Here is a 23,128-nt window from a genome sequence, read left to right on the forward strand (position 1 = left end):
GCGCTTGAAATACGTGTCGCAGCCCTCATCCTGATCCCATTAGATACCGAGGACGAAACATGTCTGCGAGCCAGATCCTACCGTCTGAACCCATCGAGCTTCCGCTGCTTCCGCTGCGCGACGTGGTGGTCTTCCCGCATATGGTCATCCCCCTGTTCGTGGGACGGCCCAAATCCATCAAAGCGCTCGAAGCGGCCATGGAAGCCGGCAAGAGCATCATGCTGGTGGCCCAGAAATCGGCCGCCAAGGACGAGCCCTCGGCCGACGACATCTACGAGATCGGATGCGTGGCCAGCATCCTGCAGATGCTCAAGCTGCCCGACGGCACCGTGAAGGTGCTGGTCGAAGGCTCGCAGCGCGCCCGCATCACCCGCATCGACGACCTCGGCGCGCATTTCGCCTGCCAGCTCACGCCGATCGACCCCGATCGCGGCCAGGGCGCCGAAACCGAGGCCCTGCGCCGCGCCATCGTGTCGCAGTTCGACCAGTACGTGAAGCTGAACAAGAAGATCCCGCCCGAGATCCTGACTTCGCTGGCAGGCATCGACGAGCCCGGCCGCCTGGCCGACACCATCGCCGCGCATCTGCCGCTCAAGCTCGAGCAGAAGCAGAAAATGCTCGAGATCTTCGCCACGTCCGAGCGGCTCGAGGCCCTGCTGGCCCAGCTGGAAACCGAGATCGACATCCTCCAGGTCGAGAAGCGGATTCGCGGCCGGGTCAAGAAGCAGATGGAGAAGAGCCAGCGTGAGTACTACCTGAACGAGCAGGTCAAGGCCATCCAGAAGGAACTGGGCGAGGGCGAGGACGGCGCCGACTTCGAAGAGCTGGAAAAGAAGATCGTCGCCGCCCACATGCCGAAAGAGGCCAAGAAGAAGGCCGACGGCGAGCTCAAGAAGCTCAAGCTGATGTCGCCCATGTCGGCCGAGGCCACCGTGGTGCGCAACTACATCGACACCCTGATCGGCCTGCCGTGGAAGAAGAAGAGCAAGGTCAACAATTCCCTGGCCAATGCCGAGAAAGTGCTCGACGACGACCACTACGGCCTCGAAAAGGTCAAGGAACGCATCCTCGAATACCTCGCCGTGCAGCAGCGGGTCGACCGCGTCAAGGCGCCGATCCTGTGCCTGGTCGGGCCTCCGGGGGTCGGCAAGACCTCGCTCGGCCAGTCGATCGCCAAGGCCACCAACCGCAAGTTCGTGCGGATGGCGCTGGGCGGCGTGCGCGACGAGTCCGAGATCCGCGGGCACCGCCGCACCTACATCGGCTCGATGCCCGGCAAGATCCTGCAGAACCTGTCCAAGGTCGGCGTGCGCAATCCGCTCTTCCTGCTCGACGAAGTCGACAAGATGGGCATGGATTTCCGCGGCGATCCGGCGTCGGCGCTGCTGGAGGTGCTCGACCCAGAGCAGAACCACACCTTCCAGGACCACTACGTCGAGGTCGACTTCGACCTGTCCGACGTGATGTTCGTGGCCACCAGCAACACGCTGAACATCCCGCCGGCGCTGCTGGACCGGATGGAGGTCATCCGCCTTTCGGGCTATACCGAAGACGAGAAGATCCACATCGGCCTGCAGCACCTGCTGCCCAAGCAGATGAAGAACAACGGCCTCAAGCCGGAGGAACTGCTGGTCGACGAATCCGCGCTGCGCGACATCGTGCGCTACTACACGCGCGAAGCCGGGGTGCGGGCGCTGGAACGCGAGATCAGCAAGATCTGCCGCAAGGTGGTCAAGCAACTGCTGCTCAAGGGCAGCAGCGAACAGGTCAAGGTCACGGCCGAGAACCTGAACGACTTCCTCGGCGTGCGGCGCTACACCTTCGGCGTAGCCGAGAAGGAAAACCAGGTCGGCCAGGTGACCGGGCTGGCGTGGACGGAAGTGGGCGGCGACCTGCTGACCATCGAAGTGGCGGTCATGCCCGGCAAGGGCGTGGTGCAGCGCACCGGCTCGCTGGGCGACGTGATGAAGGAATCGGTCGAGGCGGCGCGCTCGGTGGTGCGGGCGCGCGCGCGGCGGCTGGGCATCGATCACGCGCTGCTGGAAAAGCGCGACCTGCACGTGCACGTGCCGGAAGGCGCCACGCCCAAGGACGGCCCGTCGGCCGGCGCGGCCATCACCACGGCCATCGTGTCGGCGCTTACCGGCATCCCGGTCCGGGCAGACGTGGCGATGACCGGCGAGATCACGCTGCGCGGCGAAGTGTTGCCCATCGGCGGCCTGAAGGAAAAGCTGCTGGCGGCGCACCGGGGCGGCATCAAGACGGTGCTGATTCCGGAAGAAAACGCCAAGGACCTGGCCGAGATCCCGGATACGGTCAAGAACCAGCTCGAAATCGTGCCCGTGCGCTGGATCGACCGCGTGCTCGAACTGACGCTGGAACGCATGCCCGAGCCGCTGCCGGAAGAAGAGCCGGCGACCGCCAAGCCCGCGGACCAGGGCGAAGTGGAGTCGCACGTGGCCGCCGCCACGGCCGATGCGGTGTTGAAGCATTGAACCGTTTGTGATTGTTTATGAAAGCCGCCGCAAGGCGGCTTTTCTTTGCGGTCACAAGCCGAAACATCAGTATTGGCGCGGCTCTCCGCCCTTTTTCCCTTGACACGCCTTTCGCCGCAAGGCTTAAATAGGCCTCCTGCGCGGTGCGGCGCGAACCTTTCGCGCGTGCCGCGCATTGCATTCCGGGGGTGCCTGATAGGCAGTATCTGCAGCAGTATCGGGCCCGATATCCATTCCAGACAGACCTTACGAGGGGCCTAATGAACAAGACCGAGCTTATCGACCATATCGCCAAGCAAGCCGACATCTCAAAAGCGGCGGCGGGACGGTCGCTGGACGCTTTGGTGGGTGCGGTCAAGACGACGCTGAAGAAAGGAGGCACGGTGACCCTGGTCGGGTTCGGCACGTTCGCGGTGACCGCTCGCGCGGCGCGTACCGGCCGCAATCCGCGCACCGGCGAAGCCATCAAGATCAAGAAGGCCAAGGTGCCGAAGTTCCGCCCGGGCAAGGCGCTGAAAGACGCCATCAACTGAACTCACCCTTACGCGCAGGGTTGTGCGCAGGGATTCTGCTAGAATGCGGGCTCGTCCACGAGGATCGAGCCGCGACGGGTGCTTAGCTCAGCTGGTAGAGCGGCGCCCTTACAAGGCGTAGGTCGGGGGTTCGAACCCCTCAGCACCCACCAATCCGTTCGCGCCGCCAGGCGCCTGGCGCAGCAGCAGAAAAGGCCCCGATTCCGCCGTGTCTCGGGGTTTTTTTCGTCCCTCTCCTGCCGTCCCTGCCTTCACCGCGGCGCATCGAGCGCCTGCGCCAGCAGCCGCAGCTTGTCTGCGCATTCCGACCAGCTCATCGCGCCGCCCAGGCAGACCCGCACCGCCTGCGGCGAGTTGCCGTCGGTGGAAAACGCCGCGCCGGCCACCACCCACACGCCCGCTTCCTGCATGCGGGCCGCGAACTCCACCGGCGCCAGCCCTGGCGGCAGCCATAGCCACAGATGGAAGCTCTCCGGCGCGTTGGCATAGCGATGCCCGGCCAGCCGCGTCGGGCGCCTTGACGTAGGCGGTACGGATGCCGGCGCCCAGGCATTTGGAGAATCCCGTCACGTAGTAGGTGAGTTCGGGCGCCAGCAGCGCCAGCGGCTCGGGCATCTGCGCCGGCAGCATTGCGTAGGGGTCGTCTTCGATGATGGGCACGTTGTAGCGCTGCGCCACGTCCGCCAGCTCTTCGCGGCGGCCGGCCGAGAACGTGCTCACAGTCGGGTTCTGCAGGGTCGGATTGCAGTAGAAGGCCTTGGGCTGCAGCACCTTGCATGCTTCCTCGAAGGCCACCGCGCTGGGGCCATCGGCGTCCATCGGCAGCGGCTTCGTCAACCTGCTGCAGGCCACGCGGCTGCAGCGCAAGGGCTTCGACACCTCTGTGCTGCTGTACGGGCCGGGCGTGACGCTGGGCGTCAAGCGCGGCTTTCCCACGCTCGGCGACGAAGCTTTCCCGGGCCACCAGAACCATAACAAGCAGATCGAGAAATTCATCGCCGAAGGCGGCAAGGTCTACGCCTGCCGCTTCGCGCTGCAGGCCTTGTACGGCCACGGCGAAGGCGCGCTGATCGAAGGCATCCGCCCGATCAACCCGCTCGACGTGCTGGACCTGATGCTGCTGCATCGCCGCGACAACGCGTTCATCCTCGATACCTGGACCCTGTGAAGGGCAAGAGGCCGATCATGTCCGACCAGACCGTGTCCGACAGGCGCATCGTGCGCGTGGCCGCCGTCCAGATCGCGCCCGATCTGGACACGCCCGGCGGCACCCTGCGCAAGGTGTGCGACGCCATCGACGAAGCGGCCGGCAAGGGCGCGCGGCTCGTGGTGTTTCCCGAAACCTTCGTGCCGTACTACCCGTATTTCTCGTTCGTGCGGCCGCCGGTGCAGTCCGGGCGCGACACATGCAGCTGTACGAGCGCGCGATGGCGGTGCCCGGCCCGGTCACGCAGGCGGTGGCCGAACGCGCGCGCGCCGGCGGCATCGTGGTGGTGCTGGGGGTGAACGAGCGCGACCACGGCTCGCTCTACAACACCCAGCTGGTGTTCGACGGCGACGGCCGCCTGGCGCAGCGGCGCCGCAAGATCACGCCCACCTTCCACGAACGCATGATCTGGGGGCAGGGCGACGGCAGCGGGCTGGAAGTGGTGCACACCACTGCCGGCCGGGTGGGCGCGCTGGCCTGCTGGGAGCACTACAACCCGCTGGCCCGCTATGCGCTGATGCTGGTGGACGAGCGCGCCTTCATGGTGCCGGTCCATACCTCGTCGGCGTGGGACTCGCCTTGCGTGGCCTCGGCGCCCGACGCGCAAGGCCGCAGCACGCTGATGCGCGGCGCCATCCCGATCGCCTCGATCGCCTTTCCGCGGCCGCCGCGCTTCTGCGCGATGCAGACGCTCGACGGCGTGCCGTATTCGCACATCGCCACGCTGCACGGCGCCGACGTGCTGGCCACCACGGTGCTGCAAACCTGCATCCGCTACGAAAGCCGGCGCAAGGCCTGCCAGTTCTGCGCGATCGGGCAGTCGCTGGCGGCCGGCCGCACCGTGGCGCGCAAGACGCCCGAGCAACTGGCCGAGGTGGCGCGCGCCGCGGTGCTGCTGGATGGCATCAGGCATATGGTGATGACCACCGGCACGCCCAACGCCATCGACCGCGGCGCGGCCATCCTGTGCGACAGCGCGTTCGCGGTGAAGGCGGCGGTGGACCTGCCGATCCAGGGCCAGTGCGAGCCGCCCGACGACGACCGCTGGTTCGCGCGCATGAAGGCGGCCGGCATCGATACGCTGGGCATGCACCTGGAAGCCGTGACGCCGGCGGTGCGGGCCCGCATCATGCCCGGCAAGGCCGCGGTGCCGGTCGAGCGCTACCTGGAGGCGTTCGAGGCCGCGGTGGCGGTGTTCGGGCGCGGGCCCCAAGGTCTGTCGGTGGCGTTCGACCTTCCCACGCACCGCGGCTACGACTCCGACCACCCCGAGGCGGCCGCCGACGTCGGCCGAGCCGGCGTGGCGGTCGACAGCGTCGAAGACATGAAGCGCCTGTTCGACGGCATCGCGCTCGACCGCGTGTCGGTCTCGATGACCATGAGTGGCGCGGTGCTGCCAGTGCTGGGCTGCTTCATCGTGGCCGCGCGCGAGGCCGGCGTCGAGCCGGCGCAGCCGGCGGGCACCATCCAGAACGATATCCTCAAGGAATTCCAAGTCCGCAACGCCTACGTCTTCGGGCCCTGGCCCTCGCTGCGCATCGCCGCCGACGGCGGCCGCCTGCCGCGCTCGCAGGCATGCGCATGCATTGCCAGACCTCGGGCTGGTCGCTGGCCGCGCAGGAGCCGCTCAACAATGCCGTGCGCACCACGGTGGAAGCGATGGCGGCGGTGTTCGGCGGCACCCAGTCGCTGCACACCAATGCCTGCGACGAGGCGCTGTCGCTGCCGTCGGACGGCGCTGCGCGTCTGGCGCGCAATACCCAGCTCATCCTGCAGCACGAGACCGGGCTGTGCGAGGTCGCCGATCCCTGGGCCGGCTCCTACATGATGGAGCGCCTGACCGCCGACATGGCCGACGCGGCGCGCAAACTGATGCGCGAGATCGACGGCGCGGCGGTGCGGCGCGAGCAGGCCGCGCGCCTGGCGCAGCTGCGCGCCGGCCGCGACGCGCGGGCGGTGCGGGGCGCGTTGCGCGCACTGGCCGAGGTGGCCGCCGGCAGCCGCGGCAATCTGCTGGAGGCCACCATGGCGGCGCTGGCGGTGCGCGCAACGGTGGGCGAATGCACGCAGGCGCTGGAGCAGGTATGGCCCCGCCATCGCGCGCGGGCCGAATATTCGATGGGCGCCTACGGCGGCACGCGCGGCGCCGACCTGGCCTGGCGCCAGGCAGTGGATGGCGTGGCCCGGCTGGCCCGGGCAGGCGGCCGGCCCTCGATCCTGATCGTCAAGCTCGGCTAGGACGGCCACGACCGCGGCGCCAAGGCCGTGGCCGGCGCGCTGGCGGACGCCGGCTTCACCGTGCACCTGGGCGGACTGTTCGCCCGGCCGGACGAGGTGGCGGCGCAGGCCCGCCGGCTGGGCGTCGACGCGCTCGGCGTGTCGAGCCTGGCGGGAGCGCACCTCGAATTGTTCGATGCGCTGGCCGTCGCGTTGTGCGCTGCCGGCATCGCCGGCCTGCCGCTGGTGGCCGGCGGCGTCATCCCCGACGCCGACCGGTCCGCGCTGGCCCGGCTCGGCGTGGCCGCCGTCTTCGGCCCCGGCACGCCCATGGAACGCATCGTGGCCGAATTGTGCGCGCTGATCGGCGCCTTTCGCAGCGGGCTGGCCGCCGAAGATGCCGGGGCCCCGGCGGGTGGGCTGGGCTGAGCGGCGGCGCCGGGCCCGTATCTTGTCATCGGCCGCTGACGGGGCCCCGGGGCGGTGCGGCAGGACCGCTAATACGGCAGCGTGGCCGACGCCGTACGCACGGCCGCCGCGCCGAACTCCGGCACCGGCCGCCCGCACAGCGCGGCCACGATGCGCTCGCAGGCCCGGCCGTCGCCGTAGGTCGGCCGCGCCGTTTCGCCGCGCGGCGCCGGATCGGCGAGCCGGCGTCCGACCGCATCGACGATGCGGCGGCTGTCGATGCCCACCAGCGACACCATGCCGGATGCCACCGCCTCCGGCCGTTCGGTGGCATCGCGCATCAGCAGCACCGGCGTGCCCAGCCAGGGCGCCTCTTCCTGGATGCTGCCCGAATCGGTCAGCACCACGCGGGCGCGCTGCATGAACCACAAAAAGGCCGGATAGCCGAGTGCCTCCACCAGGTGCAGGTTGGGCAGCCCGCCCAGCGCGTCCATGACGGCGTCGCGCAGTTCGCGGTCGAGCGGCAGCGCATAGACGATCTGCACGTCGGGCCGGCGCGCCAGTTCGCGCAGCGCGGCGAACAGCCGGGGCGCGGCGGCGCCGAAGCGCTCCTTGCGGTGGCCGGTAACGAGCACCAGCCGGCGCTGCGGATCGACCCAGCCATAGCGGCCCGCCATCGCCACCGCCAGGTCGGGGCCGCGCAGCCGGCGGCTGACGGCGGCTGCCGCGTCGATGCCGGTGTTGCCGGTCACCCAGATGCGGCCCGATACGCGCTCCTGCTGCAGATTGCGCCGCGCCGCCGGGCTGGGCGCGAACATCCACGCGGCCAGCGAATCGACCAGCCGGCGGTTCATCTCTTCCGGGAAGGCGCGCGACCGGTCGCCGCTGCGCAGGCCGGCCTCGACGTGCCCGACGGGGATGCGCAGGTGCGAGGCCGCCAGCGCGCAGGCGGCCGCGGTGGTGGTATCGCCGTGCACCAGCACGCAGTCCGGGCGATCGCGCGCCAGCAGCGGATCCACGGCGGCCATCAGCCTGGCCATCAGCGCGTTCGGCGACAGGCCTTCGGCCTGCAGCCGCAGTTCGTGGTCCACCTGCAGGCCGAACAGCGACACGATCGCGTCCACCGCGTCGTATTCCTGGTCGGTCACGCACAGCCGATGGTCGATCCCGGGCTCGTCATGCAGCGCGCGGACCAAGGGCGCCATTTTGATGGCTTCGGCACGGGTGCCGAAAATCGATAGAACCTTCATTTGGTCGGATAGCAAGAAGAAGCGGACAAACCGGGCCGGCATTATTGAGCGCACGCCCACTTATGCTCCGGCGGCTCGCTCCGTTGCCGGGACTGGCGCTCTGAAGCAATTCCTTGCATTCTGTGCGGCTTCCGTGAAACCTGTTTTTGCGCGGCCGTACAAAGTATTTGCCGGAGCAGACAGTGGTATGGTTGTATCCTTTTGTAATTTTACGATCAGGCCGGCGCTTAAACTGCCGTTGTCGGATTGCAGGAGTGCCGCGATGCGCCCGCGCGATCAACCCATGCCGCAGCAATGATTCTGTCCACCGCCGAACTGCAAACGCCCGAGCCCCACATCCTCATCGTCGACGACCACGTCGAACAGCTGCGGCTGCTCGTGGATGTGCTGCGCAACGAACGCTTCCGCCTCAGCGTGGCCTTCGACGGCGCCCAGGGCGTCAAGCGGGCGGCCGCGATCGCGCCCGACCTGATCGTGATGGACGTCCGCATGCCCGCGATGGACGGCTTCGTCGCCTGCCGCCTGCTGAAGGCCGATCCGGCCACCGCGCAGATCCCGGTCATTTTCCTGACCGCGTCCGACGAGCTGGACGAACGCCTGCTCGGGCTGCAGGAGGGCGGGGTCGACTACATCCTCAAGCCCTTCGAGCCGGCCGAAGTGCTGGCCCGCATCCGCATCCACCTGGCGCTGTCGATGCGCCAGGGCGCGGCGGCGCAGGCGCCCGGGCCGGCGCCGCGGCCCCGGGCCGACGAAGTCATCGTGAACGCCGCGATGCGTCACCTGCGGACCAACCTGGGCCTGACGCCCTCGCTCAAGGAAATCGCATCCCAGGTCGGCACGCACGAAAAGCGGCTGTCCAAGGTCTTCAAGCAGCACGTGGGCATGACGGTGTTCGAATTCCTGCGCAAGGAGCGGCTGCGCGTCGCGCAGCGCCTGTTGCGCGAAACCTCGCTGAGCGTGCTCGACATCGCCAACGAAATCGGTTTTTCCGGCGCCGCCAATTTCGCCACTGCGTTTCGCGAACACACCGGCATGACGCCCACGGATTTCCGCCGCCAGACGGTCGATGGCTAGAGGTTTCCGGCCGTGGTGGCCGGGCCTGGCCGCGCTGCTGCTGTGCTGTTGGATGCAGGCCGCCGGCGCGGCGGCGCTGGCGGTGCGCGGGGGGCAGGATTGGCCGGTCGACGTGCTGCCGTACGCCCGCGTGCTGGAAGACCCTTCCGGGCGGCTTGGCGTGGCGCAGGTGGCCGCCATGGCGGATCGCTTCGCCGCCGCCACGCCGCGCGGGCTGCAGCCCGGCCTGACCCGTTCGGCATGGTGGATGGCGCTGACGGTGTCCAATGCCGGCGCCCGACCGGTGGCGCTGCGGCTCGGCATGGGCACGCCGCGCCTGCAGTACGCCGAGTTCCACCTGCTGCAGCAGGGCCGGTGGACCGCCCTGCGGGCAGGGGCCGGCGTGCCGCAGGCCGGCCAGCGTTGGCGCGTGCCTGCCTTGCCCTTCGTGCTGGCCCCCGGCGAGCAGGTGCGCATCTTCGTGCGCCTGGCCGGCGGCATCGCGATCCAGGCCCAGCCGCGGCTGTATTCGGCCGCCGCGTTCGAATCCGCCATCGAGCGCGCCACCGCGCTCGACGGCATCCTGCTAGGCGGGCTGGTGGCGCTGGCCGCCTATTCGCTGCTGCTGTGCATGGCCCGGCCCAGTCCGATGTTCCTGTTCCAGACGCTCGCCTGCGCGCTGTACTGCCTGTACCAGTTCGCCGACCGCGGCTATGCCCGGATATACCTGTGGCCGGGCGCGGCCGACTGGGGCATGCGCAGCGCGCGCGTGTTCGCCGCGCTGTGCGCGGCCTCGCTGCTGGGCTATGCGGTCGCGCTGGCGCACAGCCAGCGCCAGCGCCTGCCCGGCACCCCCTGGCTCCTGCTGCTGGCGCTGGCCATGGTGGCGGCCGCGGGCTATGCCATGTGGGGCGATCCGATCCGGTCGAGCCGGGTGGCGGCCTATGGCACCCTGGCGGCGCTGGCGGGCCTGGCCGTGGCGGCGGGGGTGCTGGCCCGCACCCGTTCGCGGCTGGCCCGCTTCGGGCTGCTCGCCATGCTTTTCGTGCTGCCGGCCGTCGCGCTGCGCCTGGCCCAGCTCGAAGGCCTGGCGCCGTACGGGATCGCGCCCACCTCGTCGTCGGTGGCGCTGGCGGGGCTGGCGGCGGTGTTGGGGCTGTCGGCGGCGTGGGCGCTGTCGGTGCGCAACGGACGCCTGGCGGCGCAATCCTCGCTCGACGCCTGGCAGGCGCAGGACCAGACCCGGCTGCGCAGCGAGGTCGAACGCCAGACCATCGCGCTGCACCGGGCGCTGAGCGATGCCGAAGAGGCCAACCGCGAGCAGCGTAGGGTGCTGGCCTACGTGGGCCACGACCTGCGCGCGCCGCTGGCGGCCATCATCGGCTACACGCGCGCGTTGGGCCAGTCGTTGCCGGCCACCTGCCGGCGCCAGCTGCGGGCCATCGCGCGCAGCGCCCAGTACCAGCTGGCGCTGATCGACGAATTGCTGGAGTTCGCCCAGGGCACCGAGCGCCAGCGCCTGGCGCTGCGGCCGCAGCCGGTGCGGCTGGCCGCGCTGCTCGACGACATCGCCCAGTACGCGACGGCGCTGGCGTCGCAGCACGGCAACCGCTTCCTGTTCGAGCCGGCGCCCGACCTGCCGCAGATCGTGGTGGCCGACGCGCTGCGGCTGCAGCAGGTGCTGCTGAACCTGCTTTCCAACGCCGCCAAATTCACGGCGGGCGGCTCGATCGCGCTGCGCGCGCGGGCCGAGGCCGACACCGGAAAGGCAAGCGGCTGGCGCCTGCATTTCGAGGTGGCCGATACCGGCGTGGGCATGGACGCCGAAGGCCAGGCCCGCATTTTCGATGCCTTCAGCCAGCTGCGGCCGGCCGGCGGCGGGGTCGGGCTGGGCCTGTTCATCGCGCGCCGCATCGTGCAGGCGATGGGCGGGCGCATGGAGGTCGACAGCGCTCCCGGCCGCGGCAGCGTTTTCCGCTTCGACATCCACGCCGCGGCGGCCGGGCCCGATACCCCGGCGCCGGCCGGCGCGCCCGCGGCCGCGTCGTCCTTCCTGTTCGACTATGCCCCCACGCCGCGCCCGGCCGACCTGCCGGGCGCCGGCTTCCTGTCGGCCGGCGAGCGCGGCGAGCTGCTGCGCTACGCCGAGGGGGGCAGGCTGACCGACATCGAACGCTGGGTGGTCCGCACCGCGCCGCGCTACTCGGCCTGGCCGGAATTCTTCGAAGCCGTGGCCAACGCGCTGGACGAGCTCGATCTGCAAAGCATCCAGGTATTGGCCCGGCGCGTGTAAAGGCCCCCGATCGGCCGGCCGCCTGGACGGCGGCCGGCCGATTGCTCCCCGAGGGGGCGCGGCGGGCTTGGGGCGGCCCGGCGCCCGCCTAGGGCCCCCATGCCCCATGCTAGAATCCGAATCAAAAGTGCCCATAGGCAGCGCGCCTATGGGCACTTTGTTTGTCGCGCCCCGCGCCGCGGCATCCGATGGAGAGCTTTCCGCATGTTTGACACCATCCGCAACCACCAACGCTGGCTGCAGTTCATTCTGCTGCTGCTGATCCTGCCGTCGTTCGCCTTCATCGGGCTGCAGGGCTATTCCAGCCTGCGCGAAGGCGATCATTCGCTGGCCAAGGTCGCGGGCGGCAAGGTGTCGCAGCAGGAGTACGACGAGGCGATGCGCGGCCAGCTCGACCAGCTGCGCGCCACGATGGGGGCGCAGTTCGACGCCCGGGCCTTCGATACGCCGGCCACGCGCAAGGCAGTGCTCGACGAGATCATCAATACCCGCGCCATCGTTGCCGAAGCCGACAAGGCGCATTTCTCGGCCTCCGACAACCAGCTGCGCCAGACCATCCTGACCATCCCCGCGTTCCAGGAAAACGGCCGCTTCAGCAACGATCGCTACGTGCAGGCGCTGGCCGCGCAGGGGATGACCCCGGTGGCGTTCGAGGCCCAGCTGCGGCGCAACGTGTCGGTGCAGCAGGTGCTCGGGCCGGTGGCGCAATCGGCCGCCGTGCCGGCCAGCGTGTTCGACCGCGTGATCGCCGCCGCCACCGAACGGCGCGACGTGCAGACCCAGCGCATCGCCATCGACGACTACCGCGACAAGGTCGCCGTGGGCGATGCCGACGTCAAGGCCTACTACGACGCCCATCAGTCCGAGTTCGCCGTGCCCGAGCGGGTCGACGCCCAGTACGTGGTGCTCGACCAGGCGGCCATCAGCGGCGGCATCCAGGTTTCCGACAGCGACGTCGGCAGCTACTACGAACAGAACAAGGCGCGCTTCGGCCAGCCGGAACAGCGCCGCGCCAGCCACATCCTGATCACCGTCGACGCCAAGGCCTCCGAGGCCGAGCGCGCGGCGGCGCTCAAGAAGGCCCAGGCGCTCGACCAGCAGGCCAAGGCCCCGGGCGCCGACTTCGCCAAGCTCGCGCGCCAGAACTCGCAGGATCCCGGCTCGGCCGCCAACGGCGGCGACCTTGACTGGTTCGGCCGCGGCATGATGGTCAAGCAGTTCGAGGACGCCGCCTTCGCGCTGAAGCAGGGCGAGGTGTCCGACGTGGTGCCCACCGAATACGGCTTCCACATCATCAAGCTGACCGGCATCCGGCCGGCGCAGACCAAGCCGCTGGCCGAGGTCCGCGGCCAGATCGTCGACGAGATCCGCCAGCAGCAGGCGGCGCGCCAGTTCGCCGACGCCGCCGAGCAGTTCACCAACCTGGTCTACGAACAGAGCGACACGCTGGAGCCGGCCGCCAGCAAGTTCGGGCTCAAGATCCAGACGGCGCAGGGGGTGACGCGCACCGCCGCGCCGCAGGACGCCGAGCCGCTGAACAACCCCAAGGTGCTCGAGGCGCTGTTCTCCGACGACGTGCTGCGCGACAAGCGCAACTCGGGCGCGATCGAGCTCGCGCCCAACCGCCTGGTGTCGGTCAGGGTGGCCAAGTACGAGCCGGCCAGCGTGTTGCCGCTGGAGCAGGTAAGCGCCCAGCTGCGCCAGCGCCTGATCCACGACAAGGCGGCCGAACTGGCGCGGCAGGCGGGCGAGGAAAAGCTCAAGGCGCTGCAGGCGGCCGATGCCACCGCCGGATTCGGCCCGGTCGTTACCGTGGCGCGCAATGCGCCGCAGGACATGGCCCCGGCCCTGCTGTCGGCGGTGATGAAGGCGCCGGCCGACAAGCTGCCCGCGTTCGTCGGCGCCGATACGGGCGATGCCTACGTCATTGCCCGCATTTCGAAGGTCTCGCCGGCGCCCGCGCTGGAGGCCCAGGTGCTGTCCAACGAAAAGAGCCTGATGGAACGCCGCTGGGCCCAGGCCGAGCAACTGGCGGTGCTGCAGACCTTGCGCGGCAAGTACAAGGCGCAGATTACCGAAGACGGCGAACGCGTGATCGCCGGCCAAAGGGAGTAGGCCCCTGGCCATTCGGGCGCCTGGATGGCGCCCGAATGGCTGTCCCCCGGGGGACGCGGCGGGCGTGGGGCGGCCGGCGCCCGTCTAGCGCTTATGGCCGCCATGCTAGCGCAACAGCGGCTCCAACTGGCTCCATACGTTGTCGAGCAGCCGGGGCTGGGCCTCGGCCACCGGGTGCAGGCGGTCGGCCTGGAACAGTTCGATGTGTTCGGCCATGCCTTCCAGCAGGAAGGGCACGAGCGGCACGTGCTGTTCGGCGGCGACTTTCTGGAAAACCTGCCGGAAACGCTCGGTATAGTCGCGCCCGTAGTTGGGCGGGATGCGCATGCCCACCAGCAGGACCCGCGCGCCGGCTTTCTGCGACGACGCCACCAGCGTGCGCAGGTTCTGCTCCGTCATCGCCAGCGGCAGGCCGCGCAGCGCGTCGTTGGAGCCCAGTTCCACCACCACCACCGCGGGCCGGTGCTGCGCCAGCAGCGCGGGCAGGCGGCTCACGCCGCCGCTGGTGGTTTCGCCGCTGATGCTGGCGTTGACCACCTCGTAGTCCAGGCGCCGCTGCTGCAGCCGCTGCGCCAGCAGCGCCACCCAGCCGGTGCCGCGCGCCAGCCCGTATTCGGCCGACAGGCTGTCGCCCAGCACCAGCAGCCGCGGCGTGCCGGAACCCGCGGCCGCGGCGCCGGTCTGTGCTGAGGCCGCCGCGGCAGGGCCGACGGCCGCCAGCAGCGCGGCGCCCGCCAGCACGGCCAGGCAGGCGCGGCGGGCGGGGCGGCGAAGACGAGGCTTTATCATGTGTTTCCTTTCATAAGCGAGCAAATCATGACGGGATCGATCCGTGCAGTACCGGGCCCGGCGGCCGCCGGCCGTCCGCACGCGGCGATCGCGGTGCGCGGGCTGGGCAAGCGGGTCAGCGATGCGACCGGCGAACTGGCCATTCTCGACGGGATCGAGTTTACGGTCCAGGCCGGAGAGACCGTCGCCGTGACGGGGAGTTCTGGCTCGGGGAAGTCGACCCTGCTGGGGCTGCTGGCGGGGCTGGACGTGCCGAGCTCGGGCACGGTGGAGCTGGCCGGGCACGACCTGTACCGGCTCGACGAAGACGAGCGCGCCCGGCTGCGGGCCCGGCACGTGGGGTTCGTGTTCCAGTCCTTCCAACTGCTGCCGCATTTGACCGCGCTGGAAAACGTGATGCTGCCGCTGGAACTGGCGGGCCGGCCGGCGCGCGAGGCGGCCACGCGGATGCTGGAGCGCGTGGGGCTGGGGCAGCGGCTGTCGCACTATCCGCGCACGCTGTCGGGCGGCGAGCAGCAGCGCGTGTCGCTGGCCCGGGCCTTCGTGGTGCGGCCCGACCTGCTGTTCGCCGACGAACCCACCGGCAGCCTCGACTCGGCCACCGGCCAGGCCGTGATCGACCTGATGTTCGAACTGCACCGCGAGCGCGGCACCACGCTGCTGCTGGTCACCCACGATCCCGGGCTGGCCCGGCGCTGCGCCCGCCAGCTGGTGATCGCCGGCGGCAGGCTGGTGGCCGATTCGGCGCTGGCGGCGGCCTGATGGCCCGCCCGCCGGCGCGGGCCGATGTCCTGGTGCGGCCGCGGCCGCCGGGCACGAGGCCCTCGCCGCGGCCTCGGCCAGTCATTCCAGCTTGATTCCCGAGGCCTTGACCACGTTGGTCCATTTCTCGGTTTCGCTGCGGATGTAGGCGCCGAAGGCCGCATGGTCCTGCACGTTGCTTTCGATGCCTTGCGCCTTGAACTGCGATTGCACGTCGGGATCGGCGGCGGCCGTCTGGATGGCTTTTTCCAGCGTTGCCGTCACGTTGGCGGGCAGGCCGGGGGGGCCTTCGATGCCGTACCAGACGGTGGACTCGAAACCTTTCAGGCCCAGTTCGTCGATGGTCGGCAAGTCGGGCGCGGAATCCGTGCGGCGCAGTCCGGTAGAGGCGATGGCCTTGAGCTTGCCCGACTTGACGAAGGGCAGCACCGTCGAGGCCGGCGCGAACATGACCTGCGTCTGGCCGCCGACCAGGTCGGTCACCGCCGGCGCGCTGCCCTGGTAGGGCACGTGCAGCATCTTGACGCCGGCCATCATCGAAAACAGCTCGGCCGCCATGTGCAGCGCCGTTCCGGTGCCGGCACTGCCGTAGGCCACCTGCCCGGGCCGGGACTTGAGCAGGGTGATGAAGGCCGGCAGCGTATCCACGCCCAGGGACGGGTTGACCACCAGGATGTTGGGCACGGCCCCGATCATGCCGACCGGGGTCAGCTGCGTGCCGATGTCGACCACTTGCGAACCGCGGCCCGCGGTATTGATGACGTTGGCGACCGTGCTGAAGAACAGCACGTAGCCGTCGGGCGCCGCGTCGGCCACGGCCTTGGCCGCGATGTTGCTGCTGGCGCCCGGGCGGTTCTCCACCACCACGGTCTGGCCCAGCAGCGGGCCGAGCTTCTGCGAAACGATGCGCGCCGCCACGTCGGACGCGCTGCCGGGCGGAAAGCCCACCAGCAGGCGCACCGGCCTGGCCGGATAGCTGGCCTGCGCGCTGGCGCCGGCGGGCGCGAGCAGGGCGGCGCCCAACAATGCCGCCGCCATGGACCGGATCATCTGCTGCATGTCGTCTCCCCCCTCGTTTTGTTCGTGTTTCGCCGTCGCCGTCCGCGCACGGGACGGCCTGCCGCGGACCGCGACGGCGACGGCGCGGCCGCCTTCAGCCGCGGAAGACCGGCGCGTGCTGGCTGAAGAAGGCGTGCAGCACGTCGTAGACCAGCAGGTAGTTGGTCTGCTGGAAGCTGGCGTGCGCCACGCCCGGCATATGGGCGAAATGCTTGTCGGGGTTGGGCAGCCGGCGGAAGAACTCGATCAGGTCGTCGATCGCCGCGATGCCGTCGTACTGGCCGCGCATGATGATGGTCGGCACCGTGACGCGGGCCGGGTCGACCATCGGCAGCTTGGTCGACATATCGAGATAGGTGCCGGTGGGCACGCTGGTGTCCAGCGCCATCGCGGCCTGGGCGAAGGCCTCGATCATGTCCGGCTCGGCGGCGCCGGGCAGGTCGCGGTCGAATACGGCCTGGATCACTTCGCGGGTGAATGGCCGGCGATTGCTCTTCTGCAGCTGCGGCACGGTCTTGCGGCGTTCGGCCAGCGTCGGGCTGCCTTCGCCCGTCCATACGAAGGCATCCAGCGCCAGGCGCGCCACCCGCTCCGGAAAGCGCTCGCTGAACAGCGCGCATTTCAGCGCTCCGGCAGACACGCCGTACAGCAGCAGTTGCTGCAGCTTGTCGTGCTCGAGAATGTAGTCGGTGGCCGCCACCAGGTCTTCGGCGCCGTTCTCGATGCCGAAGTTGATGTCGCGGTGCTTGTCCGAGCGGCCGTAGCCTTCGTTGTCCAGGCACCAGCTGTCGAAGCCGCGGGCGGCGAACCAATCCATCACCGAGGAATAGGGACGGCCGGGCACGTACAGGTCGAAGGTGGGCTGCGAGCACCACGACGAACCATGGATGAAGAGAATGGTGCCCTTGTATCCGGTACCGGGCACGCGTTTTTTCGCCCACAGGAAGAGCTTGATGTCGCCCTTGTAGGCCCAATGTTCGGTTCCCTGGACCAGCGGCTGGTCCGCGGCTGTCTGCTGCATGTCGTCTCCCCTTCTTTTTCGAGGAGTCTAGAGCGGCGCGGTCCGGGCCGCCAATATCATTTTTGTTTGCCGCGATACGGCTTCGGTATCCCCCCGCCGTTGCGCAGCGCGCGGGCGGCGTCGATCACCTCCGCGGCCGTCATGCCGATGGGGCCGACGCCGCGCGCCGCCAGCGCATCGGCCGCCGCGCCATGCAGCCAGACGCCGCCGCGCACGGCGGAGGCGGCGTCCAGGCCCTGGGCGAGCAGGGCGCCGAGCAGGCCGGCCAGCACGTCGCCGGTGCCGGCGGTGGCCAGGCCGGGATTGCCGCTGCCGTTGATCGTCCAGCCGCCTTCCGGCGACGCGACCACGCTGCCGGCGCCCTTGAGCACGGCCCAGGCGCGGAAGCGGCGGGCGATCTCGCAGGCGGCCGCGATGCGGTCGGCCTGGACGGCGGCCGTGTCGGCGCCGAGCAGCCGCGAGGCTTCGCGCGGATGGGGCGTCAGCACGCGGGCGCCGCCGCGGGCGGCCAACTGCGAGGCCAGGCCGGCGCTGCGGGCGATCAGCGTCAGGGCATCGGCGTCCAGTACCAGCGGGACGGCGGGCATCGTGCGCAGCAGATGGGTCAGCCAGGCTTCGGCGTGGGGGGAGTCGCCCAGGCCGCAGCCGGCGATCCACGCCGTCACGCCCAGCTGTTCTCCATGGTCCAGCAGCGAGTCGGCGCTGCGCAGCATCAGCTCGGGCTGCAGCGGATCGCAGGGCAGGGCGGGCTCGCGCTCGGCCAGCCCCACCAGCACCTTGCCGGCCCCGCCGCGCAGCGCCGCCCGGCCCGCGAGCAGCGCCGCGCCGGTCATGCCGGGGGCGCCGGCCAGGATGCCGACGGTGCCGAACGAGCCTTTGTGGGTGTCCTGCCGACGCGGCGCGAACAGCGCGGGGTGGTCGCGGGGGCCGGTCAGTGCGCCTAGGCCGGACGTGACAAGGCCGGGCGCGTCGAAGCCGATCGCATCGGTGTGGCCGAGGCCGAGGTCGTCCACGTGGACCATGCCGGCATGGTCCGGCCCCGCCAGGGTATGCAGGCCGGGCTTGTCGGCGATGAAGGTCAGTGTTTCGGCGGCCACGATGGCGTGCGGCTGCGCCGCGCCGGTGTCGGCGTCCAGGCCGCTGGGAACGTCGAGCGCCAGCACGTCGCCCGGGTGGGCGTTGGCCCAGTCCGCCCACTGCGCCGCCTGGGGCGGCAGCGGGCGCGCCAGCCCGATGCCGAACAGGGCGTCGACGATCAGCAGCGAACGGTCGGCGGGCAGGGCGCCGGTATCGGGATCGCCCGTCCGCAGCAGCTGCGGCGGGCATTCGCGCCAGGCCTGGGCGGCGTCCGCCGGCTCGCGGCCGCCGGCCAGGCGCCAGACCTCGACCGCGCGGCCCAGCCGGTGCAGGCAGGCGGCCAGCATGGCGCCGTCGCCGCCGTTGTTGCCCGGGCCGCACAGGATGGCCACGCGCTGCGCCGGCCAGCGCGCCATCACGCGGCGCGCAGCGGCCTGCGCCGCGCGGCGCATCAGTTCCTGTGGCGGCAGCGCCGCGGCCGCGGATGTTTCGATCGCGCGGACAACCGCGGTTCTCAGCAATCGGTGAGGGGCGTTCATGACCGCCATTCTTGCGCGCGCCGCCGGCGCCGCGCAACCGCGGGGCGCCGGCGCTGGACTCTGCCGGCTGCCGCGCCCGCTCGTGGGCGCCCGCCGCCGGCCTTCGCCGCATCGCAGTAAAATCCGGGATCAGTCCCAACCGGATCATTTCCCATCCCCATCGTGGCCTCCATCCTGCGCCTGACCGGCCCCCTCGCCCTTTCCTCCTTCCGCCGCGACCGCCTGCTGCAACAGCTGCAGCAGCGCCATGCCGCGGTGGCCGACGTCTCGGCCCGCTACGTGCATTTCGTCGCCTCCGACGCGCCGTTGTCCGACGCGGATGCCAGGCGCCTGGAGCGCCTGCTCGACTATGGCGACCCGGCCGCCGAGGCCGCGCCGGGCGGCCGCGCGCTGCTGGTGGTGCCGCGCCTGGGCACGCTGTCGCCCTGGGCCAGCAAGGCAACCGACATCGTCCACAACTGCGGCCTGCAGCAGGTGCGCCGGGTCGAGCGTGGCGTGCTGTACACGCTGGCGTTCCGCCGCGGCCTGCTCGGCGGCGCCAAGCCGCCGCCGGCCGGCGAACTGGCGCAACTGGCCGATGCCTTGCACGATCGCATGACCGAGACCGTGGTCGACGGCGATTTCGACGGCGCGGCGCTGTTCGCGACGGTGGCCGGCAAGCCGATGCAGACCGTGCCGGTGCTGGCGCGCGGCGAGCACGCGCTGGTCGAGGCCAATGCGGCGATGGGCCTGGCGCTGTCGGCCGACGAGGTGTCCTATTTGGCCGAGGCCTTCGCCGGCCTGGGCCGGGATCCGACCGACGTCGAGCTGATGATGTTCGCGCAGGCCAACAGCGAACACTGCCGCCACAAGATTTTCAACGCGCGCTGGAAGATCGACGGTGCCGACCAGCCCGACACGCTGTTCGGGCTGATCCGCGCCACCCACGCCGCGCAGCCCGAAGGCACCGTGGTCGCCTATTCCGACAACGCCGCCGTGATGGCGGGCGGCCCGGCCCAGCGCTTCCACGCGCCGGCCGACGGCCCGTCGCGCGAATACGCCGGCCGCGACGCCACCGTGCACACGCTGATGAAAGTCGAGACGCACAATCACCCGACCGCGATCTCGCCGTTTCCGGGTGCCTCCACCGGCGCCGGCGGCGAGATCCGCGACGAGGGCGCGACCGGCCGCGGCTCCAAGCCCAAGGCCGGCCTGACCGGCTTCACCGTGTCGCACCTGCGTTTCGACGACGCGCCCGAGCCGTGGGAAAACGCGCCCCACGGCGCGCCCGACCGCATCGCCTCGCCGCTGTCGATCATGATCGAAGGCCCGATCGGCGGCGCCGCCTTCAACAACGAATTCGGCCGGCCCAACCTGCTCGGCTACTTCCGCACCTTCGAACAGCATGCCGGCGGCCTGCGCTGGGGCTACCACAAGCCCATCATGATCGCCGGCGGCCTGGGCAGCATCGACGACGGCCTGACCCACAAGAACCCGCTGCCGCCGGGCGCGCTGCTGGTCCAGCTGGGCGGGCCGGGCATGCGCATCGGCATGGGGGGCGGCGCCGCCTCCAGCATGGGGGTGGGCAGCAACACGGCCGATCTCGATTTCGATTCGGTGCAGCGCGGCAATCCGGAAATCCAGCGCCGCGCGCAAGAGGTGATCGACCGCTGCTGGCAATCGGGCCAGGCCAACCCCATTCTGTCGATCCACGACGTGGGCGCCGGCGGGCTCTCGAACGCCTTCCCCGAACTGGTGGACGGCGCCGGCCGCGGCGCGGTGTTCGACTTGAAGCGGGTGCCGCTGGAAGAAAGCGGCCTGTCGCCGGCGGAGATCTGGTGCAACGAATCGCAGGAGCGCTACGTGCTGGCCATCCTGCCGCAGGACCTGGAACGCTTCGACGCGCTGGCGCGGCGCGAGCGCTGTCCGTACGCGGTGGTGGGCGTGGCCACGGAAGAACGCCAGTTGCGCGTGGTCGACGGCGAAGGCTTGCCTGCTGGCGACCTGCCGGCGCCGGGCGTGGCCACGCAGGGGCTGGCTGAACAAGGGCAGGCGGGGCTGGGGCAGGCGGGGCACGCGCCTCGCCCGGTCGATGTGCCGATCGACGTGATCCTGGGCAAGGCGCCCCGCATGGAGCGCGACGTCGTCCGCACGCCGCCGGTGCGCGAGCCGCTGGACCTGGTCGGCCTGGACCTGTCCGACGTCGCGCTGCGCGTGCTGCGCCATCCCACGGTCGCCAACAAGACCTTCCTGATCACCATCGGCGACCGCACCGTGGGCGGCCTGTCGTCGCGCGACCAGATGGTCGGGCCGTGGCAGGTGCCGGTGGCCGATTGCGCGGTCACGCTGGCCGACTACCGCGGCGTGCGCGGCGAGGCGATGGCGATGGGCGAGCGCACGCCGCTGGCGGTGATCGATGCGCCCGCCTCGGGCCGCATGGCCGTGGCCGAGGCCATCACCAACCTGGCCGCCGCGCCGGTGGCGCGGCTGGAAGACGTCAAGCTGTCGGCCAACTGGATGGCCGCCTGCGGCGAGCCGGGCCAGGACGCCGCGCTGTACGACACGGTGGACGCCGTCAGCCGGCTGTGCCGCGAAGTGGGCCTGTCGATCCCGGTAGGCAAGGATTCCCTGTCGATGCGCACCGCCTGGGACGAAAACGGCGAGCGGCGCTCGGTGCTGGCGCCGGTCTCGCTGATCGTGACCGCCTTCGCGCCGGTGGCCGACGTGCGCGCCAGCCTGACGCCGCAGCTGCGCACCGACCAGGGCGACACCGTGCTGATCCTGATCGACCTCGGCCGCGGCCGCCACCGGCTGGGAGGTTCGATTCTGGCGCAGGTGGCGGGCCAGGTGGGCGAGACCGTGCCCGACATCGACGCGCCGCTCGAGCTGCGCGCCTTCTTCGCCGCGGTCCGCACGCTGGCCGACAGCGGCGTGATCCTGGCCTACCACGACCGCTCCGACGGCGGCCTGTTCGCCACTGTGTGCGAGATGGCCTTCGCCGGCCACACCGGCGTGTCGATCAACCTCGACATGCTCACGCTCGACCCCTATGCGGCCGACTGGGGCGATTTCCGCATCCGGCCGGAGCAGGTCTCGGTGCAGCGCGACGAATTGACCCTGAAGGCGCTGTTCGCCGAAGAGGCCGGCGCCGTGATCCAGGTGCCGGCGGCCAGCCGCGACGCGGTGATGGAAGTGCTGCGCGGCGCCGGGCTGTCGGCGCATTCGCACGTGATCGGTTCGCTCAATGATCGCGACGAGATCGAGTTCTACCGCGACGCCAAGAAGATCTGGGTGCGCCCGCGCGCCGAGCTGGGCCGCGAATGGAGCCTGGTCAGCCACCGCGTCATGGCGCGGCGCGACCATCCCGGCTGCGCCCAGGCCGAACTCGACGCCTGGAGCGACGCCGGCGATCCGGGCCTGTCGCCGCGCGTGGCGTTCGACCCGCAGCTCGACGTGGCCGCGCCGATGATCGCCACCGGCGCCCGGCCGCGCGTGGCGATCCTGCGCGAGCAGGGCTGCAACAGCCAGGTCGAGATGGCCTACGCCTTCGACCGCGCCGGTTTCGCCGCCTGGGACGTCCACATGACCGACCTGCTGGCCGGCCGCGTCGACCTGGCCGACTTCAAGGGGCTGGTGGCCGTGGGCGGCTTCAGCTACGGCGACGTGCTGGGCGCCGGCGAGGGCTGGGCACGCACCATCCAGTTCAACGAGCGGCTGGCCTCGATGTTCGGCGCCTATTTCGGGCGCGGCGACACCTTCGCGCTGGGCGTGTGCAACGGCTGCCAGATGCTGGCCGCGCTGGCGCCTATGATTCCCGGCGCCCAGGCCTGGCCGCGCTTCACGCGCAACCGCTCTGAAAAGTTCGAGGCCCGGCTGTCGCTGGTCGAGGTGGCCGATTCGCCGTCCATCTTCTTCCAGGGCATGGCCGGCATGCGCGCGCCGATCGTCGTCTCGCACGGCGAAGGCTATGCCGACTTCTCGCGCCAGGGCGACCCGGCGGCGGTGGCGGCGGCGCTGCACTACGTGGACAACCGCGGCCATCGCACCGAAGCCTATCCGGCCAATCCCAACGGCAGCGCAGGCGGCCTGACTGCCGTCACCACGGCCGACGGCCGTTTCACCGCGATGATGCCGCACGCCGAGCGGGTATTCCGCAATGTGCAGATGTCGTGGGCGCCGGCGCGCTGGGGCGAGGCCGATTCGGGCGGCGATTTTTCGCCGTGGATGCGGATGTTCCGCAATGCGAGGGTCTGGGTCGGCTGAGTCGGTTAGCCCGGTTTTTGGCCTGTCATGGCGCCCCGTGTTTTCACGGGGCGTTTTGTTTCGTGCTG

At 70.5% G+C, this 23,128-nt stretch carries 16 protein-coding genes, 1 tRNA gene and 3 pseudogenes; 14 read left to right on the forward strand and 6 right to left on the reverse strand.

Going from position 1 to position 23,128, the window contains the following annotated elements; translation table 11 throughout:
* Positions 1–59 precede the first annotated feature (59 nt).
* The 3 genes from lon (at position 60) to ABD927_RS18370 (ending at position 3,180) form a co-directional block, all read left to right on the forward strand.
* Positions 60–2,495 carry an endopeptidase La gene (lon, locus tag ABD927_RS18360; RefSeq protein WP_345251298.1) on the forward strand — a complete coding sequence of 812 codons (2,436 nt, stop codon included), beginning with the start codon at positions 60–62 and terminating at the stop codon, positions 2,493–2,495.
* A gap of 260 nt (positions 2,496–2,755) precedes the next feature.
* Complete coding sequence (locus ABD927_RS18365; protein ID WP_087783171.1) at positions 2,756–3,028, forward strand: HU family DNA-binding protein; 273 nt, start codon at positions 2,756–2,758, stop codon at positions 3,026–3,028.
* Positions 3,029–3,104: 76 nt separating this feature from the next.
* Positions 3,105–3,180, forward strand: a tRNA-Val gene (locus ABD927_RS18370).
* A 99-nt stretch (positions 3,181–3,279) separates the two neighbouring features.
* Here ABD927_RS18370 and ABD927_RS18375 read toward each other — a convergent pair.
* Positions 3,280–3,438 carry a hypothetical protein gene (locus tag ABD927_RS18375; protein ID WP_345251299.1) on the reverse strand — a complete coding sequence of 53 codons (159 nt, stop codon included), beginning with the start codon at positions 3,436–3,438 and terminating at the stop codon, positions 3,280–3,282.
* A 416-nt stretch (positions 3,439–3,854) separates the two neighbouring features.
* Here ABD927_RS18375 and ABD927_RS18380 point away from each other — a divergent pair.
* The 6 genes and pseudogenes from ABD927_RS18380 to ABD927_RS18410 all read left to right on the forward strand — a co-directional run.
* Positions 3,855–4,196, forward strand: a pseudogene (locus tag ABD927_RS18380) (MSMEG_0572/Sll0783 family nitrogen starvation response protein); the annotation flags it as partial.
* A gap of 17 nt (positions 4,197–4,213) precedes the next feature.
* On the forward strand, positions 4,214–4,534 hold the full coding sequence (locus ABD927_RS24580) for a nitrilase-related carbon-nitrogen hydrolase (protein ID WP_425570298.1): 321 nt from the start codon (positions 4,214–4,216) through the stop codon (positions 4,532–4,534).
* Positions 4,456–5,724: pseudogene (locus tag ABD927_RS24585) on the forward strand (MSMEG_0568 family radical SAM protein); the annotation flags it as partial. The gene ABD927_RS24580 and the pseudogene ABD927_RS24585, both read left to right, overlap by 79 nt.
* A gap of 92 nt (positions 5,725–5,816) precedes the next feature.
* Positions 5,817–6,050, forward strand: a pseudogene (locus ABD927_RS18400) (methylmalonyl-CoA mutase family protein); the annotation flags it as partial.
* 9 nt (positions 6,051–6,059) lie between these two features.
* On the forward strand, positions 6,060–6,473 hold the full coding sequence (locus ABD927_RS18405) for a methylmalonyl-CoA mutase family protein (RefSeq protein WP_345251320.1): 414 nt from the start codon (positions 6,060–6,062) through the stop codon (positions 6,471–6,473).
* Between the two features lie 27 nt (positions 6,474–6,500).
* Positions 6,501–6,881 carry a cobalamin-dependent protein gene (locus tag ABD927_RS18410; RefSeq protein ID WP_345251300.1) on the forward strand — a complete coding sequence of 127 codons (381 nt, stop codon included), beginning with the start codon at positions 6,501–6,503 and terminating at the stop codon, positions 6,879–6,881.
* A gap of 68 nt (positions 6,882–6,949) precedes the next feature.
* Here ABD927_RS18410 and wecB read toward each other — a convergent pair whose 3' ends face one another.
* The gene (gene wecB, locus ABD927_RS18415; protein WP_425570300.1) at positions 6,950–8,110 is read right to left on the reverse strand and encodes a non-hydrolyzing UDP-N-acetylglucosamine 2-epimerase; all 1,161 of its coding nucleotides are present in this window, start codon (positions 8,108–8,110) and stop codon (positions 6,950–6,952) included.
* 294 nt (positions 8,111–8,404) lie between these two features.
* Here wecB and ABD927_RS18420 point away from each other — a divergent pair, with 294 nt between their 5' ends.
* From ABD927_RS18420 to ABD927_RS18430, 3 genes are all read left to right on the forward strand, one after another.
* Positions 8,405–9,184 (forward strand): response regulator transcription factor, encoded by a 780-nt coding sequence (locus tag ABD927_RS18420; RefSeq protein WP_345251302.1) that lies wholly within the window; start codon positions 8,405–8,407, stop codon positions 9,182–9,184.
* Positions 9,177–11,456: a sensor histidine kinase gene (locus ABD927_RS18425; RefSeq protein ID WP_345251303.1), complete on the forward strand. Its 2,280-nt coding sequence runs from the start codon at positions 9,177–9,179 to the stop codon at positions 11,454–11,456. The genes ABD927_RS18420 and ABD927_RS18425 overlap by 8 nt, the downstream gene beginning before the upstream one ends.
* A gap of 204 nt (positions 11,457–11,660) precedes the next feature.
* Entirely contained in the window at positions 11,661–13,571 is a 1,911-nt protein-coding gene (locus tag ABD927_RS18430) for a SurA N-terminal domain-containing protein (RefSeq protein ID WP_345251304.1), read from the forward strand.
* Between the two features lie 105 nt (positions 13,572–13,676).
* Here ABD927_RS18430 and ABD927_RS18435 read toward each other — a convergent pair whose 3' ends face one another.
* A complete protein-coding gene (locus ABD927_RS18435) occupies positions 13,677–14,360 on the reverse strand; it encodes an arylesterase (protein ID WP_345251305.1) in 684 nt (227 codons plus the stop codon).
* Positions 14,361–14,387: 27 nt separating this feature from the next.
* On the opposite strand from ABD927_RS18435, the gene ABD927_RS18440 reads away from it, so the two are divergent.
* The gene (locus tag ABD927_RS18440; RefSeq protein WP_345251306.1) at positions 14,388–15,122 is read left to right on the forward strand and encodes an ABC transporter ATP-binding protein; all 735 of its coding nucleotides are present in this window, start codon (positions 14,388–14,390) and stop codon (positions 15,120–15,122) included.
* 81 nt (positions 15,123–15,203) lie between these two features.
* On the opposite strand, the gene ABD927_RS18445 is transcribed toward ABD927_RS18440, so the two are convergent.
* From ABD927_RS18445 to ABD927_RS18455, 3 genes are all read right to left on the reverse strand, one after another.
* Positions 15,204–16,181, reverse strand: coding sequence for a Bug family tripartite tricarboxylate transporter substrate binding protein (locus tag ABD927_RS18445; RefSeq protein WP_345251307.1), 978 nt, complete (start codon positions 16,179–16,181; stop codon positions 15,204–15,206).
* Between the two features lie 94 nt (positions 16,182–16,275).
* The gene (locus ABD927_RS18450) at positions 16,276–17,202 is read right to left on the reverse strand and encodes an alpha/beta hydrolase (RefSeq protein ID WP_345251308.1); all 927 of its coding nucleotides are present in this window, start codon (positions 17,200–17,202) and stop codon (positions 16,276–16,278) included.
* Positions 17,203–17,258: 56 nt separating this feature from the next.
* Positions 17,259–18,818 (reverse strand): NAD(P)H-hydrate dehydratase, encoded by a 1,560-nt coding sequence (locus ABD927_RS18455; protein WP_345251309.1) that lies wholly within the window; start codon positions 18,816–18,818, stop codon positions 17,259–17,261.
* Positions 18,819–18,980: 162 nt separating this feature from the next.
* On the opposite strand from ABD927_RS18455, the gene purL reads away from it, so the two are divergent.
* Positions 18,981–23,060, forward strand: coding sequence for a phosphoribosylformylglycinamidine synthase (purL, locus tag ABD927_RS18460; RefSeq protein WP_345251310.1), 4,080 nt, complete (start codon positions 18,981–18,983; stop codon positions 23,058–23,060).
* The last annotated feature ends 68 nt before the right edge of the window (positions 23,061–23,128 follow it).

The sequence above is a fragment of the Pigmentiphaga soli genome (assembly GCF_039541095.1).
In the GTDB taxonomy this organism is placed as follows: domain Bacteria; phylum Pseudomonadota; class Gammaproteobacteria; order Burkholderiales; family Burkholderiaceae_B; genus Pigmentiphaga; species Pigmentiphaga soli.

Bases quoted from the DNA above. Each gene is read 5' to 3' on its own strand.
- lon (WP_345251298.1), top strand. From the start codon at position 60: ATGTCTGCGAGCCAGATCCTACCGTCTGAACCCATCGAGCTTCCGCTG.
- ABD927_RS18365 (WP_087783171.1), top strand. From the start codon at position 2,756: ATGAACAAGACCGAGCTTATCGACCATATCGCCAAGCAAGCCGACATC.
- ABD927_RS18375 (WP_345251299.1), bottom strand. From the start codon at position 3,438: ATGCAGGAAGCGGGCGTGTGGGTGGTGGCCGGCGCGGCGTTTTCCACC.
- ABD927_RS24580 (WP_425570298.1), top strand. From the start codon at position 4,214: ATGTCCGACCAGACCGTGTCCGACAGGCGCATCGTGCGCGTGGCCGCC.
- ABD927_RS18405 (WP_345251320.1), top strand. From the start codon at position 6,060: ATGATGGAGCGCCTGACCGCCGACATGGCCGACGCGGCGCGCAAACTG.
- wecB (WP_425570300.1), bottom strand. From the start codon at position 8,110: ATGAAGGTTCTATCGATTTTCGGCACCCGTGCCGAAGCCATCAAAATG.
- ABD927_RS18420 (WP_345251302.1), top strand. From the start codon at position 8,405: ATGATTCTGTCCACCGCCGAACTGCAAACGCCCGAGCCCCACATCCTC.
- ABD927_RS18425 (WP_345251303.1), top strand. From the start codon at position 9,177: ATGGCTAGAGGTTTCCGGCCGTGGTGGCCGGGCCTGGCCGCGCTGCTG.
- ABD927_RS18430 (WP_345251304.1), top strand. From the start codon at position 11,661: ATGTTTGACACCATCCGCAACCACCAACGCTGGCTGCAGTTCATTCTG.
- ABD927_RS18435 (WP_345251305.1), bottom strand. From the start codon at position 14,360: ATGATAAAGCCTCGTCTTCGCCGCCCCGCCCGCCGCGCCTGCCTGGCC.
- ABD927_RS18440 (WP_345251306.1), top strand. From the start codon at position 14,388: ATGACGGGATCGATCCGTGCAGTACCGGGCCCGGCGGCCGCCGGCCGT.
- ABD927_RS18445 (WP_345251307.1), bottom strand. From the start codon at position 16,181: ATGCAGCAGATGATCCGGTCCATGGCGGCGGCATTGTTGGGCGCCGCC.
- ABD927_RS18450 (WP_345251308.1), bottom strand. From the start codon at position 17,202: ATGCAGCAGACAGCCGCGGACCAGCCGCTGGTCCAGGGAACCGAACAT.
- ABD927_RS18455 (WP_345251309.1), bottom strand. From the start codon at position 18,818: ATGAACGCCCCTCACCGATTGCTGAGAACCGCGGTTGTCCGCGCGATC.